The sequence below is a fragment of the Isoptericola sp. b515 genome, from assembly GCF_030588125.1.
Taxonomy (GTDB): domain Bacteria; phylum Actinomycetota; class Actinomycetes; order Actinomycetales; family Cellulomonadaceae; genus Isoptericola; species Isoptericola sediminis.
This window is the reverse complement of record NZ_JAUQYR010000003.1, coordinates 457,059-470,621: the sequence shown is the minus strand read 5'-3', so window position 1 is coordinate 470,621 and position 13,563 is coordinate 457,059. Positions and strand designations below refer to the sequence as shown.

Annotated in this window: 13 protein-coding genes; 6 read left to right on the top strand and 7 right to left on the bottom strand. The window is 74.7% G+C overall.

Features of this window, described 5'->3' with window-relative positions; genetic code table 11:
* Positions 1 to 74 precede the first annotated feature (74 nt).
* Both Q6350_RS11230 and Q6350_RS11225 read left to right on the top strand, forming a co-directional pair.
* Positions 75 to 947, top strand: a complete 873-nt coding sequence (locus Q6350_RS11230) for a helix-hairpin-helix domain-containing protein (protein ID WP_304604315.1) — start codon at positions 75 to 77, stop codon at positions 945 to 947.
* A complete protein-coding gene (locus tag Q6350_RS11225) occupies positions 944 to 3,355 on the top strand; it encodes a ComEC/Rec2 family competence protein (protein WP_305066197.1) in 2,412 nt (803 codons plus the stop codon). Before Q6350_RS11230 ends, Q6350_RS11225 begins: the two co-directional genes overlap by 4 nt.
* Before the next feature lie 16 nt (positions 3,356 to 3,371).
* Here the strand turns inward: Q6350_RS11225 and Q6350_RS11220 are convergent, their stop codons facing one another.
* Positions 3,372 to 4,511, bottom strand: a complete 1,140-nt coding sequence (locus Q6350_RS11220; RefSeq protein WP_304606958.1) for a glycosyltransferase family 4 protein — start codon at positions 4,509 to 4,511, stop codon at positions 3,372 to 3,374.
* 68 nt (positions 4,512 to 4,579) lie between these two features.
* On the opposite strand from Q6350_RS11220, the gene holA reads away from it, so the two are divergent.
* Entirely contained in the window at positions 4,580 to 5,602 is a 1,023-nt protein-coding gene (gene holA, locus Q6350_RS11215) for a DNA polymerase III subunit delta (protein ID WP_304604312.1), read from the top strand.
* 82 nt (positions 5,603 to 5,684) lie between these two features.
* Here the strand turns inward: holA and rpsT are convergent, their stop codons facing one another.
* The 3 genes from rpsT to Q6350_RS11200 form a co-directional block, all read right to left on the bottom strand.
* Positions 5,685 to 5,945 carry a 30S ribosomal protein S20 gene (rpsT, locus tag Q6350_RS11210; protein WP_171247934.1) on the bottom strand — a complete coding sequence of 87 codons (261 nt, stop codon included), beginning with the start codon at positions 5,943 to 5,945 and terminating at the stop codon, positions 5,685 to 5,687.
* Positions 5,946 to 6,135: 190 nt separating this feature from the next.
* Positions 6,136 to 6,666, bottom strand: coding sequence for a type II toxin-antitoxin system PemK/MazF family toxin (locus Q6350_RS11205; protein WP_304604311.1), 531 nt, complete (start codon positions 6,664 to 6,666; stop codon positions 6,136 to 6,138).
* A 65-nt stretch (positions 6,667 to 6,731) separates the two neighbouring features.
* A complete protein-coding gene (locus tag Q6350_RS11200; RefSeq protein ID WP_305066195.1) occupies positions 6,732 to 7,505 on the bottom strand; it encodes a maleylpyruvate isomerase N-terminal domain-containing protein in 774 nt (257 codons plus the stop codon).
* A gap of 135 nt (positions 7,506 to 7,640) precedes the next feature.
* Here Q6350_RS11200 and lepA point away from each other — a divergent pair, with 135 nt between their 5' ends.
* Together lepA and hemW are read left to right on the top strand one after the other, a co-directional pair.
* Positions 7,641 to 9,518: a translation elongation factor 4 gene (lepA, locus tag Q6350_RS11195; RefSeq protein WP_369810815.1), complete on the top strand. Its 1,878-nt coding sequence runs from the start codon at positions 7,641 to 7,643 to the stop codon at positions 9,516 to 9,518.
* Complete coding sequence (hemW, locus tag Q6350_RS11190; protein WP_305066194.1) at positions 9,518 to 10,798, top strand: radical SAM family heme chaperone HemW; 1,281 nt, start codon at positions 9,518 to 9,520, stop codon at positions 10,796 to 10,798. Before lepA ends, hemW begins: the two co-directional genes overlap by 1 nt.
* 45 nt (positions 10,799 to 10,843) lie before the next feature.
* Here hemW and Q6350_RS11185 read toward each other — a convergent pair whose 3' ends face one another.
* Positions 10,844 to 11,335 (bottom strand): DUF4870 domain-containing protein, encoded by a 492-nt coding sequence (locus Q6350_RS11185; protein WP_171247939.1) that lies wholly within the window; start codon positions 11,333 to 11,335, stop codon positions 10,844 to 10,846.
* Positions 11,336 to 11,449: 114 nt separating this feature from the next.
* Entirely contained in the window at positions 11,450 to 11,845 is a 396-nt protein-coding gene (locus Q6350_RS11180; RefSeq protein ID WP_171247940.1) for a DUF4870 domain-containing protein, read from the bottom strand.
* Between the two features lie 128 nt (positions 11,846 to 11,973).
* Here Q6350_RS11180 and Q6350_RS11175 point away from each other — a divergent pair, with 128 nt between their 5' ends.
* A complete protein-coding gene (locus Q6350_RS11175; protein WP_171247941.1) occupies positions 11,974 to 12,468 on the top strand; it encodes a DUF4282 domain-containing protein in 495 nt (164 codons plus the stop codon).
* On the opposite strand, the gene Q6350_RS11170 is transcribed toward Q6350_RS11175, so the two are convergent.
* Positions 12,469 to 13,338 (bottom strand): DUF3097 domain-containing protein, encoded by an 870-nt coding sequence (locus Q6350_RS11170; protein ID WP_304604307.1) that lies wholly within the window; start codon positions 13,336 to 13,338, stop codon positions 12,469 to 12,471.
* Positions 13,339 to 13,563 lie beyond the last annotated feature (225 nt).

The window sequence follows — 13,563 nt, the reverse complement described above, 5'->3', positions numbered from 1 at the left end:
TCCACACCCGCGCCCGTCCACAGACGCGGGCCGGCCACCGTCGGCAGCACCGGAGGCGGCCCTAGCGTCGCGCCGTGACCACGGCACCTCCCGACCTCCCCGACGACCGGCTCGACCCGGCGGCGGGCCGCCGCGAGGCGTTGCGCGCGGCGCTCGCCACCCCGCCCGACACCGCTGCACCCGACGAGCTCGTCGAACGACTGCGCTCCCGGCGCTCGGCCGGCCACGTCGCCGCCGCCTACAGCGCCGCCCACGGGCACCCGGTCGACCTCGAACCCGCCCCCGGGCGGAGCCGCTGGGCACTCGCCGGGCCGGCCGGGACCGCGGCAGCCGCCGTCCTGCTCCTCGTCGCCGTGATCGCGGCCGCCGTCGCGCTGTGGCCCCGCGAGACCCTCGAACCGCTGCCCGTGCCGGCCGCGACCGCGGCCCCCGCCGCGCCGGTCGCCCCCGGTGGCGACGGCTCGTCGGACCGGACCGACCCGGCGGCCGCGCCCCCGCCGGGTGCCGACGACCCGGGACCGGCCGTCGTCGTGCACGTCATCGGGCAGGTCGCCGCACCCGGGCTGGTCACCGTGCCGGCGGGATCACGGGTCGCCGACGCCGTCGAGGCCGCGGGCGGTGCCGGTCCGGAGGCGGACCTGACCGCCCTCAACCTGGCCCGTCCTGTCGTGGACGGCGAGCAGGTCCACGTGCCGGCGCCGGGGGAGGAGCCGCTCGTGGCCGACCCGCCGGCCGGCGGGTCCGGCGCGGACGCCGGTCCGGTTCCGCTCAACACCGCCGACGCCGTGGCCCTGACCGCTCTGCCCGGCGTCGGGCCCGTGCTGGCCGACCGGATCGTCGCCTGGCGTGACGAGCACGGGCCCTTTTCCCGGCTGGACGAGCTCACGGAGGTGTCGGGGATCGGCCCGGTGCTCCTCGAGGGACTGCGCGACCGCGTGGTGCTGTGACGCGGGACCTGCGGCTCGCGCCGGTGCTGGCCGCGGCGTGGGTCGCCTCCTGGGCCCTGACGGGGACGTCGTCGGCGTGGGCCGGACCGGTGGTCGCCGTCGGCGCGGCGGTGCTGCTCGCGGTCGGCGCGGTGCTCGCGGCCGACGACGCCCGGCGGCGTGGGCGCCCGGTCGTGACCCGCCCGGCGGTGACGCGCCCGGTCGTGACGCACGGCGTGCTCGTGACGGCGTGCCTGGTCGCCGTGGCCTCCTCGGTGGCGGTCCAGAGCGACGCCCGAGGTCCGCTGAGCGGGCTCGCCGCGGACGGCGCGGTCGTGACGCTGCACGGCGAGGTGGTCTCGTCGGCCCGTCCCGCTGCTCGCGGGGACGGCGAGCGGTGGGTGCTGGCCGTCGACGAGGTGATGACCCGCGACGTGCTCGTCCCGGCGGTGGGGCACGTCATGGTGACCGCTCCGGGGCCGGCGCCGCGCGTCGGCGCCACCGTGCGCCCCCGGGGCCGGCTGGCACCGCCCGCGTTCGGTGCCGGGGTGGTGGCGGCCGCGCAGGTCCCGTCCGCGGTGCCCGAGACGGCAGCGCCCGGACCGGTCGGGCGGCTGACGGACCGGCTGCGTTCCGAGCTGCTCGTCGTGACCGGGGGGCTGTCGCCGCAGGCCCGCGGTCTGGTGCCCGGGGCCGCGGTGGGGGACACCTCGCGGGTGCCCGCCCCGATCGACGAGGCGATGCGCGTGACCGGTCTGACCCACGTCACCGCCGTGTCGGGCAGCCACTTCGCGATCGTCCTGGCGGTCGCCGGTGCCGCGTGCGTGGCGCTGCGGATCCCCCGGGGCGCCCGGGTGCTGCTGCTGGCGCTCGTGGCGGTCGGCTTCGTGCTGCTCGTCCGTCCCGAGCCCAGCGTCCTGCGGGCGGCCTGGACGTGTGCCGTCGCGCTGCTCGCCCTCGCGCTGGGACGGCCCTCGGCGGGTTTCTCGGCGCTCGCGACGGCCGCCACCGTGCTGCTCGTCGTCGACCCGTGGCAGGCACGCTCCTTCGGTTTCGCGCTGTCGTGCGCGGCCACCGCGGGGATCGTCCTGCTGACCGGACCCCTCGCCCGGCGGATGGCGCCGTGGTGCGGCCGTGGACCCGCCTTCGCGGTCGCGGTGCCCGTCGCCGCCCAGGCGGCCTGCGGGCCGGTGCTGATCCTGCTCGACCCGGTGGTCCCGACCACCGCCGTCGTGGCCAACCTGCTCGTGGCGCCGGCCGTGGTGCCCGCCACGGTGCTCGGGCTGGCGGCCACGCTGACGGCCCCCTGGGCCCCGGGGCTCGCCGGGGGGCTGGCCTGGCTGGCCGGGCTGGCGACGGGATGGATCGCCTCCGTCGCCACCACGGCCGCGGCGGTGCCGGGGGCCGGTGTGCCGTGGCCGGGAGGACCGGCCGGCGCCGCGCTGCTCGCGCTGTCGACGGCCGCCGTGCTCCTGGCGGTGCTGCGACGTCCGCCCGGGCGGGGCTGGCCGACGGGCCGGGACCCGGCGTCCTGGGTGGCGCGAGCCCGGCGCCGGGCGCGACCGGGCCGGCGGACGCTCACGGTGGCGCTCCTCGGGGGCGCGGCCGGCACGGTCGTGCTCGCCGTGCTGCTGGTGCTGGTCCGACCCGTCGGCACGGGGGTCCCGGCGGACTGGCAGGTCGTGGCCTGCGACGTGGGGCAGGGCGACACCCTGGTGGTGCGCAGCGGGCAGCGCGCCGCGGTCGTGGTCGACGTGGGTCCGCCGGGGCAGGACGCGGCCCGCTGCCTGGACCGCCTCGGGGTCGACCGGGTCGACCTGCTGGTCCTGAGCCACTTCCACGCCGACCACGTCGGAGGCCTGCCCGCCGTCCTCGCGGGCCGTGGGGTGGCGGCGGCGCTGGTGTCCCCGGTCGACGACCCGCCCGAGGGTGCCGAGCGGACCAGGGCGACCCTCGAGCTCGCCGGCGTGCCGGTGGAGGTGGCCGGGCGCGGTCGGCACGGAACCGCCGGTGACGTGACCTGGACCGTGCTGGGCGCCGACGTGACCGCTGCGTCCGCGAACGACGGCAGCGTCGCGCTCGCCCTGCGCACGGCGGGTGGCGTGGACGTCGTCGCGCTCGGCGATCTCGAGGTGCCGGGGCAGCAGCGGCTCGTCGCCGACCTCGCGTCGACCGGGTACCCGGCCGACCCCGTCGAGGTGGTCAAGATGGCGCACCACGGGTCCGCCGCGCAGTCTGCCGAGCTGGCCCGGCTGCTCGACCCCGCCGTCGCCCTGGTCTCCGTCGGGCGCAACGACTACGGGCACCCGACCGACACGGCGATGCAGATGTACCGCCGGGTCGGCGCGCGCGTGGTGCGCACGGACCGCTGCGGCGCGGCCTCGCTGGTCGTGCGGGACGGTGCGCCGGCCCTGGTGTGCGAGCGGTGACGCCAGGGCCGCGGCGTCAGCGCGCGAGCAGTCCTCGAAGGATCTCGAACCGCTGGTCCCACGTCCAGGCACCTTCGACCCAGGCGGGCCCGGCCGCCCCCATCCGCGCCCGTCGTGCGGGGTCCTGCAGGAGCTCGACGAGGCGGGCGGCGACGTCACCGGGGTCGGTGCCGTCCACCACGAATCCGGTCACACCGTCGTCCACGGCGTCGGGGGCGCCGCCGGAGTCGCCGACGACGACGGGCAGCCCGGCCGCCTGCGCCTCCAGGTAGACGATGCCGAGACCTTCGACCTCGAGACCGCCCCGTCGCGTCCTCGAGGGACCCGCGAAGACGTCCGCGGCACTGTAGAAGGCGGGCATCGCGGTGTGCGGGTGGCCGCCGGCGAGGACGACGCGGTCCCCGAGGCCGTGCGCGTCGACGAGCCGCCGCACGCGGTCGGCGTAGGGGCCGTCGCCCACCAGGAGCAGGTGCGCGTCCGGCACGGCACGCAGGACCTCCGGCATGGCCCGCACGAGGGTGTCCTGCCCCTTGCGCTCCACGATCCTTGCGGCGCAGAGCACGACGGGTGCGTCCGACGGGATCCCGTAGCGGTCGCGCACCGCACGGCCCCCGGCCGGGTCGGTACCGGCGAAGGCCGACGGGTCCACGCCGGGCGAGAGCCGCACGGCGCGGGACACGACCTCGGGCCCGACGGCCTCGGCCAGGACGTCGACCGTCCGGTCCGACAGGTAGGTGAGGTGGTCGACCGAGCGACCGATGCGCCGCAGCGCCGCCCGGGTGCCGGGCACCCGCGCCCACCACAGCTCGTGGCCGTGGGTCGTGGCGACGAGGCGCCGGACGTCGGTCCGCCGGCGCAGCGTCGGTGCCATGAGGCCCAGCGGGGCCGCCGCCCCGAACCAGACGGCGTCGCACCGGTACTCCTGCACGAGGCGGACGACCTCCCGGGTCCGCGCCGGGGTCGGCAGCAGCATCCGCGTGCGTGCCCGGACCACCGGGTGGGGCAGCGTGCGGTCGTACTCCTCCTGGCCCGGCGTCGAGGACGTGTGGACGACCACCTCGTCGGGGTCGAAGCGGGAGGTCATCGCGTGGACGAACGTCTCGATGCCGCCCTGGCGGGGAGGGAAGTCGTTGGTCACGACGAGGGTCCGGGGCACCGGGCCAGGCTACCCGGCGCCTCACCGGACCGGGACGCCGTGTCGGTCGGGTCTGGCAGGCTGTCCCCGTGCCCTCCACGAACCGGTCCCGCTCGTCCCGCCGCTCGGGGGCGTCGGCGAACACGCGCCCCTGGGACGACCCGACGCTCGCGCCGGTGATCCTCGTCCGGGGCCCGGAGGACCTGCTCGCCGAGCGCGCGGTGGACGGCGTCCTGGCGCTCGCCCGCGAACAGGACCCCGCGGTGGAGAAGGCCGAGCTGGACGCGCCCACCTACGCGGCCGGCCAGCTCACCGTGGCGGCCAGTCCGTCACTGTTCGGCGAGGCCAAGGCCGTGGTGGTGCGCGGTGCCGAGGCGTGCACCGAGGACCTGGTGGCCGACGTCGTCGACTACGTGGCCGCCCCGGACCCGGAGACGATCGTCGTCGTGGTGCACCGCGGGGGCAACCGAGGCAAGAAGATGCTCGACGCGATCGTGGCCACCGGGGCGCCGGTGCTGCAGTGCGACGCGATCACCAAGGACGCCGACAAGGTCGCGTTCGTGGCCGGGGAGTTCCGGGCGGCCCGGCGACGGGCCGAGCAGGCGGCGGTGCGGGCGCTGGTCGACGCGCTCGGGAACGACCTGCGCGAGCTGGCGGCCGCCTGCTCCCAGCTGGTGGCGGACACCGCCGGGACGATCTCCGCCGAGACCGTCGACCGGTACTACGGCGGTCGCGTCGAGGCCACGGGCTTCAAGGTGGCCGACGCCGCGGTGGCCGGCGACGCCGGCGCGGCGGTGGCCCTGCTGCGGCACGCCCTCGCCACCGGGGCGGACCCGGTGCCCGTGGTGGCGGCCCTGGCGCTGCGCCTGCGCACCCTCGCCCGCGTGGCCGCGATCCGGGGCGGGTCGACGACGGCGCGGGAGCTCGGTCTGCAGGACTGGCAGGTGCGCAACGCCCAGCGGGACCTGTCCCGGTGGACGCCGGAGGGGCTGGCCGCCGCGATCTCGGCGGTGGCCCAGGCGGACGCGGACGTCAAGGGCGGCGGCCGTGATCCGGTCTACGCGGTCGAGCGGGCGGTCCTGACGATCGCCCGGTCCGGCGGGCGGTCCTAGCCCCGGGCACGAGAACGCCCCCGCACCCGACGGGGTGCAGGGGCGTTCGGCGGCCAGCGGTCGCGCGGGCGACCGGGCGGCGTCAGAGCTTGTCGACGGCCTTGGCCAGCGCCGACTTGCGGTTCGCAGCCTGGTTGGGGTGGATGACACCCTTCGAGACAGCCTTGTCGAGCTTGCGCGAGGCGTCGCGGAGCGCCGAGGTGGCGGCGTCCTTGTCACCGGCGGCGACGGCCTTGCGGACCTTGCGGACGTACGTCTTGAGCTCCGACTTCACGGAGCGGTTCCGCAGGCGCGCCTTCTCGTTCTGCAGGTTGCGCTTGATCTGAGACTTGATGTTTGCCACGAGAGAACTTCCTGGTGTGTTCGCCTGTCGGCGAGCGGATAGGTCGTAGAGGGCGGCCGCACTTCCGGGACTGGGGGTGGGGAACCCGTGGAGAGGAACTGCGGCGGTGTCCGCCGACCTGGGCGGACACGCAAGGATCTACGGTACCAGCCGGGATCGGGACGTGGTAACCGGTGTGACCGACGCCGCGTCAGCGGCGGGCGCGTCCCATCGTGTCGACCACCTGGCGGAAGGTCGCGGCGTCCAGGACCGCGCCCTCGCGGCGCACGGCATCCGGTGCCACCCGCACGACGCGGTTGACCCGGACCTCGCTCGGCCGGCCCCGGGCGTCCCACGGACCCGACCCGATGTCCATCCACAACCGCCCGAACCGGGCCTCCTGGGCCGCGTCGCGGTCGTGGTTCTTGCTGGTCAGCTGCAGACCGAGCAGCCAGGGTCCGTCGTGGCCGACCAGCAGCACGGGGCGGTCCTTGCCGCGGGTGTGGTCCTCCTCGAACGGCACCCACGTCCACACGATCTCGCCGGGGTCCGGGGCGCCGTCCGGGTGCGGGGAGTACACGGGGCGCACGATGCCGGTGAAGTCACCCGGGTAGGAGGGCGCCCGTTCCGGTCGCCCGGGGGCGGGACGTCCCGCCGGCGGGCGGCGTCGGGCACGCCCGAGGACCGCCGCGAGGGCGCGGCCCGCGTCGCGCAGGAGTCTCGTCCACCGGTGGCTCGCCATGACGGACAGCCTACGGCGCGACACGCGGAGGAGACCTCGGCGGAACAGGCCGGACGGGCGCCGGGTCAGGGCACGAGACGCGCCGCGAGCAGGTCGGCCACCAGGCCGGCGTCGCCGTCGATCCGCGCGCCCGCCTCGACGGGAGTGAGCCGGCGCCAGAGCACCAGTGCCAGCTCGCGGGCGGGCGCCTGCAGCACGGCGGCAGGTCCGTGTGCCTCCGGTCCCAGGTCCCAGGACCAGCCGAGGTCCGTGGCGGTCAGGCGCACCGGGGCGCCCGGCGCCGTCATCCGCCCGAGCTCGACCTGCCGCGGGGCGAACATCCGCACGACCTCGTCCACGGCGTCGGCCCACACCGGCGGACCCGCGTCGATCGGGCGCTCGGGCGCGACGAGCCGTCCCGATCCCAGCACGGACGCCCGCAGGTCGTGCAGGTGGACCAAGGTCTCGTGCGCCTGCCGGCGGTGCCAGAACGACACCGGCCCGGTACCGAGCAGCGTCCACGACGGCGTGTCCGGGGGCACGTCGGCCAGCGTGCTCCGCAGCTCGGCGGCCTGCGCGGCGTAGAAGGGTGCGAGGTCGAAGGGGCCGCGCCCGAGCGGCGTCTCCTGGTGTCGACGCGCCTGGCCGGCGGCCCAGTGGTGGATCCGGCCCACGTGGGTGACCAGCTGCGCGACGGTCCAGCGGCCGCAGGCCGGCACGTGCGCGCGGGGGTCGGCGCCGGGCACGTCCGCGAGGAACGCCTCCTGCAGCGCGGCGAGGCGGTCGAGGTGGTCGAGGTCCGCTCCGCCGTCGGTGCGGCGTCCGGAGCCCGGGTCGACGACGGGTGTCGGGCTGGTCATGACGGGCAACGTAGCGTGCCGGGGACGTGACGGGCAGGGGTCCGGGGCGACGGGTGCCGCCGGGGTCCGCCGGGGCGCCGTCGGGCTCGTGGGACAATGACGAGGCCCGCAGTCCAGCCTCGACCCGACGGAGACGTGTTGCCCATCCCGTCCGCCGCCCTGAGCGAACGCATCCAGCCGAACGCGACCCCGCCCGAGCTGATCCGCAACTTCTGCATCATCGCGCACATCGACCACGGCAAGTCGACGCTGGCGGACCGCATGCTCCAGCTCACCGGGGTGGTGCAGCCGCGTGACGCCCGTGCGCAGTACCTCGACCGGATGGACATCGAGCGGGAGCGGGGCATCACGATCAAGTCCCAGGCCGTGCGCATGCCGTGGCAGCGCGGCGAGGAGCCCTACGCCCTCAACATGATCGACACCCCGGGCCACGTGGACTTCACCTACGAGGTGTCCCGGTCGTTGGCGGCCTGCGAGGGCGCGATCCTGCTCGTCGACGCCGCGCAGGGCATCGAGGCCCAGACCCTCGCCAACCTGTACCTGGCGATGGAGCACGACCTGGAGATCATCCCGGTCCTGAACAAGATCGACCTGCCGGCCGCGCAGCCCGAGAAGTACGCGGCCGAGCTGGCCGGTCTGGTCGGCGGGGAGCCGGAGGACGTGCTGCGGGTCTCCGGCAAGACCGGTGACGGCGTCACCGAGCTGCTCGACCTCATCGTCGACCGCGTCCCCGCGCCCGTGGGAGACCCGGACGCCCCGGCGCGCGCGATGATCTTCGACTCCGTCTACGACACCTACCGCGGCGTGGTCACCTACGTGCGGGCGGTCGACGGCGACCTCAACCCGCGCGAGCGGATCGAGATGATGTCGACCAAGGCGACCCACGAGCTGCTCGAGATCGGTGTCATCTCGCCGGAACCGATCAAGACCAAGGGTCTCGGCGTGGGGGAGGTCGGCTACCTCATCACCGGCGTGAAGGACGTGCGCCAGTCGAAGGTCGGCGACACGGTGACGAGCGCGCAGCACCCCGCCGCCGAACCGCTGGGCGGCTACGACGACCCCAAGCCGATGGTGTTCTCCGGCCTCTACCCGATCGACGGGTCGGACTACCCCACGCTGCGCGACGCGCTGGACAAGCTCAAGCTCAACGACGCCGCCCTGAACTACGAGCCGGAGACCTCCGTGGCGCTCGGGTTCGGGTTCCGCGTCGGGTTCCTCGGCCTGCTGCACCTGGAGATCGTGCGCGAGCGCCTCGAGCGCGAGTTCGACCTCGACCTCATCTCGACGGCCCCCAACGTCGTCTACGACGTCACGATGGAGGACGGCACGACGGTCAAGGTCACCAACCCCTCGGAGTTCCCCGCCGGGCGCATCAAGGAGGTCCGCGAGCCGATCGTCAAGGCCACGGTGCTCGCCCCGAGCGAGTTCGTCGGCGCGGTCATGGGGCTGTGCACCGACCGCCGCGGCCAGATGGAGGGCATGGACTACCTCTCGGAGGACCGGGTCGAGCTGCGCTGGACGCTGCCCCTGGCCGAGATCGTCTTCGACTTCTTCGACGCGCTGAAGTCCCGCACGCGCGGGTACGCCTCGCTGGACTACGAGCCCTCCGGCGACCAGGCGGCCGATCTGGTGAAGGTCGACATCCTGCTGCAGGGCGACCAGGTCGACGCCTTCAGCGCGATCGTGCACAAGGACGCGGCCTACGAGTACGGCGTCAAGATGACGGCCAAGCTCAAGGAGATCATCCCGCGCCAGCAGTTCGAGGTGCCGATCCAGGCCGCCGTCGGGGCTCGCATCATCGCCCGCGAGACGGTGCGCGCGATCCGCAAGGACGTGCTCGCCAAGTGCTACGGCGGCGACATCTCCCGGAAGCGCAAGCTGCTGGAGAAGCAGAAGGAGGGCAAGAAGCGGATGAAGAACATCGGGTCCGTCGAGGTCCCGAAGGAAGCCTTCATCTCCGCGCTGTCCTCCGACGGCTCCGGCGGCAAGGAGACCAAGGACAAGAAGAAGTAGTGCCCGCCCTGCCCGACGGCGAACCGGTCCCGGCGGACGGCTCGCTGCCCGACCTCGTCACCCGGTCGGCCGACGACGCGACCGGTGTCCCGTCGTCGCGCTCCCGGTTCGGGGTGTACGTGCACGTGCCCTTCTGCTCGGTGCGGTGCGGCTACTGCGACTTCAACACCTACACGGCCGCCGAGCTGGGCGGGGGCGCCTCCCAGCACCAGTACGCCACGACGGCGCTGGGCGAGGTCGACCTGGCCGCCCGGGTGCTGGCGGACGCCGGGCTCGGCCACCGGCCGGTGCGGACGGTGTTCTTCGGCGGCGGGACCCCGACGATGCTGCCGGCCGCCGACCTGGTGCGGATCCTCGACGGGATCCGCTCCGCGTGGGGGCTGGCCCCCGACGCCGAGGTCACCACCGAGGCGAACCCCGACTCGGTCACGCCGGAGTCGCTGGCCACGCTCGCCGCGGCGGGGTTCACGCGGGTGTCCTTCGGGATGCAGTCCGCCGTGCCGCACGTGCTGGCCACGCTCGAGCGCACCCATGACCCGGCGCGTCTGCCCGACGTCGTGCGGTGGGCCCGCGAGGCCGGTCTCGCGGTGTCGGTGGACCTCATCTACGGCACGCCCGGCGAGTCCCTGGACGACTGGCGGACGTCGGTCGAGGCCGCCCTGAGCACGGGGGTCGACCACGTGTCCGCGTACGCCCTGGTCGTCGAGCCGGGCACGAAGATGGCGGCGCAGGTGCGCCGCGGCGAGCTCACCCTCCCGGACGACGACGACCAGGCCGCCAAGTACGAGCTGGCGGACGACCTGCTCACCGCGGCAGGCCTGTCCTGGTACGAGGTGAGCAACTGGTCGCGCGGACCGGAACAGGCGTGCCGCCACAACCTGGCCTACTGGCGGGGAGACGACTGGTGGGGCATCGGCCCCGGCGCGCACTCCTACGTCGGGGCGCCCGACGGCGACGCCACCGACGACGGCGCGGGAGTGCGCTGGTGGAACGTCAAGCACCCCCGGCGCTACGCGGCGCTGCTGGCCGACGGCCGGTCGCCCGGGGCGGGACGTGAGGTGCTCTCCCGCGGTGAGGCGCACCTGGAGCGGGTCATGCTCGGTGTCCGGCTCGCCGAGGGGCTGGACCTGGACGTGCTGGACCCGCCCGGCCGGCGCGCGGTGGCCGGGATGGTCGCCCGCGAGCTCCTCGACGGGGCGGCGGCCGTCCGCGGCCGCGCGGTGCTCACCCGCCGTGGGCGCCTGCTCGCCGACACGGTCGTGCGGGAGCTCACCGCCTGACCCACGGACCGCCCGCGGCGCGGGCGGTCCGTGCCGGTCAGCGGGTCACTTGATGAAGCGGATCTTGAACGGGTAGCGGTACCACTCGTCGCGCGAGGCGGCCATCGCGCCGAGGATGCCGAAGATGATCGTGCACACCCAGGCGGCGAAGACGATGAGCCCGCCGATGACGATCATCGTCAGGATCCAGCCCACGACGTAGGCGATGAGGATCGTCAGCTGGAAGTTCAGGGCTTCCTTGCCCTGGTCGTCGAGCCGTGCGCTGCGGTCCTTGTAGATCAGCCACACGATCAGCGGGGCCAGGAACCCGACGAGGATCCCGCCGGCGTGGGCGACGATCGACCAGGTCCGCTCCTCCGAGGGCGCGACCGGCGGAAGGGCCTGCCCGCCCTGCGGGGGCTGTTGCGGGTAGCCCTGCGGGGGCTGCTGGGCCTGCCCCTGGCTCGCACCCGTCGGCGGCTGCTGGGGGAAGCCCTGCTGAGGCTGACCCGGGGGCGGGTGCTCCTCGGGGTGTGGTTCCGGAGTCGACTGGCTCATCTGCTTCTCCTTCGAGGTAGGGCGCGCTGGGCGCACCGGACACGTCCGGCGAAACTACCGGTGAGGAGCCCGCCGACGCCGTGTCCCTGACGGTCGTGAAGGGATTTCACCCGGTCACCTCACCACTCGCAGGTTCACGGGATACCGGTAGGCCTCGTACCGGTTGACGGTGACCGCGGCGATGATCGCGAAGACGATGCCGATCACCCACACGGCCGCCAGCACGAGCCACCCGACGAGCAGCCAGACGGTCAGCCACCCGACGACCTGGCCGATCAGCAGGGTGATCTGGAAGTTGAGGGCCTCTTTCGCCTGGTCGGCCACGAAGGCGCTGCGGTCGCGCAGCGCCAGCCAGATGATCAGCGGCGCCACGAAACCCAACGACCCGGCCGTGACGATCCCGATCAGCAGCGGACCGATGTGCGCCATGATCGCCCAGGTCCGTTCGTCGGGCTGGGAGAGCGGTCGGGGCCCCGGGGGCGGTCCCGTCGGCGGGGGAGTCTGCGTCATGTCCCCATCCTGGCAGCGTGCGGGACGGGTGCGCACCGTCTGCGCCGGAACTCGTTCCCGGTGGCGAGGCGGCACGGGCGGTTCGACAGTGGTGTCGCTCGGCCATGACGTCCCGACCAGGAGGAACGATGAGCGAGAACCCCCCGAACCCGCCCGGACGACCCGAGGACCCCTACTCCGAGCGGCCCGCGCAGCCGCCGCAGCCGTCGACACCGCCGCCCTCCGAGCACGCGGGCGGCGCCACCGGCTACCAGGGCGGCCAGCAGCCGTTCTACTCGGCCGCCGCGTCGTCGGCGGCCGGTGTGGCCCGGGACGACACGAAGGGGCTGCTGGGTTCCCTCTTCGACTTCTCGTTCTCGAACTACGTGACCCCCAAGATCGTCAAGATCGTCTACGTGATCCTGACGGTCCTCATCGCGATCGGGTGGTTGTTCTCCTTCATCGCCGGTGTCGTCACGCTGTTCTCGGACCAGTGGTACGTCGGCCTGGTCACCATCCTGTTCGGCTGGATCGCCGCGTTGGTCTACCTGGCGGTCTGGCGGATCGGGCTGGAGGTCTTCCAGGCGGTGGTGAACATCTCCGAGAAGATGAACCACTACGCGCGGCGCGACGGGATGGTCTGATCAGGCCGTCACGAAGTCGATGAGCTCCTCGACCCGGCCCAGCAGGGCCGGGTCGAGGTCGCGGTAGTCCCGCACCGCGCCGAGGATCCGCTGCCAGGCGCGCCCGACGTCCGCCGTCGAGTCCGCGGGCCAGCCCAGCTCCCGCAGGATGCCGCGTTTCCACTCGGTGCCGCGCTCGATGGTCGGCCACGTCTCCAGACCGACCCGGGCCGGCTTCACCGCCTGCCACACGTCCACGTAGGGGTGCCCGAGCACCAGGACGGTGCCGTCCGGCACGCTGCGCAGCGCGTCGGCCGCGATCCGCTGCTCCTTGGCGCCGGGCACCAGGTGGTCGACCAGCACCCCGACGCGCCGCTCGGGCGTGGGTGCGAACTCGGCCAGGGCCTCGGCCAGGTGGTCGACGCCGTCGAGCATCTCGACGACGACCCCCTCGATCCGCAGGTCGTCCCCCCAGACCTTCTCGACGAGCTCGGCGTCGTGCTTGCCCTCGACCCAGATCCGCGAGCCCCGCGCGACGCGTGCGCGGGCCCCGTGCACGGCGACCGACCCGGACGCGGTGCGTGCCGGGGCGGCCGGGGCGCGGGAGGTGACCGGTGCGGTGAGGGCGACGGGTCGTCCGTCGACCCAGAACCCCGGCCCGAGCGGGAAGGACCGGACCTTCCCGTGCCGGTCCTCCAGCACGACCAGGTGCACGCCGCCGGACTTCTCCACGCGGACGACGGCGCCCACCCAGCCGCTGGTGACCTCCTCCACGACGAGACCCGGCTCGGCGGGTTGCGGTCGCGACACGAGGCGCCGGCGGTGGTGGGCGGACCCGCCGGACGCGCCGGGGGAGGAGGACAGGACGTCGGAGCCGTAGCGATCGTGCACGGCGTGAGCCTAGGCAGGCGTGGGCCGGTGCCGGGGGACCGACACCCGTCCGACCACGGGTCGATCCCGCCCCGGGTCCGCCCCGCCCCGGGCCGGGCCGGGCCTTGCGGTCGTACCTCCCGTCCCGCCGTCGTACCCCGCGGGTACGACCACGTGACGCGAGGTACGACCGCGAGGGCTCCGGGTCGTCGTGGCGGCGTGGCGTGTCGTGCAGCGTGGTGGCGG

Excerpts from the sequence above, each read along its gene's own strand:
- Q6350_RS11205 (WP_304604311.1), bottom strand. The coding sequence starts at position 6,666 with ATGGCGAGCCACCGGTGGACGAGACTCCTGCGCGACGCGGGCCGCGCC.
- Q6350_RS11200 (WP_305066195.1), bottom strand. The coding sequence starts at position 7,505 with ATGACCAGCCCGACACCCGTCGTCGACCCGGGCTCCGGACGCCGCACC.
- Q6350_RS11185 (WP_171247939.1), bottom strand. The coding sequence starts at position 11,335 with ATGAGCCAGTCGACTCCGGAACCACACCCCGAGGAGCACCCGCCCCCG.
- Q6350_RS11180 (WP_171247940.1), bottom strand. The coding sequence starts at position 11,845 with ATGACGCAGACTCCCCCGCCGACGGGACCGCCCCCGGGGCCCCGACCG.
- Q6350_RS11175 (WP_171247941.1), top strand. The coding sequence starts at position 11,974 with ATGAGCGAGAACCCCCCGAACCCGCCCGGACGACCCGAGGACCCCTAC.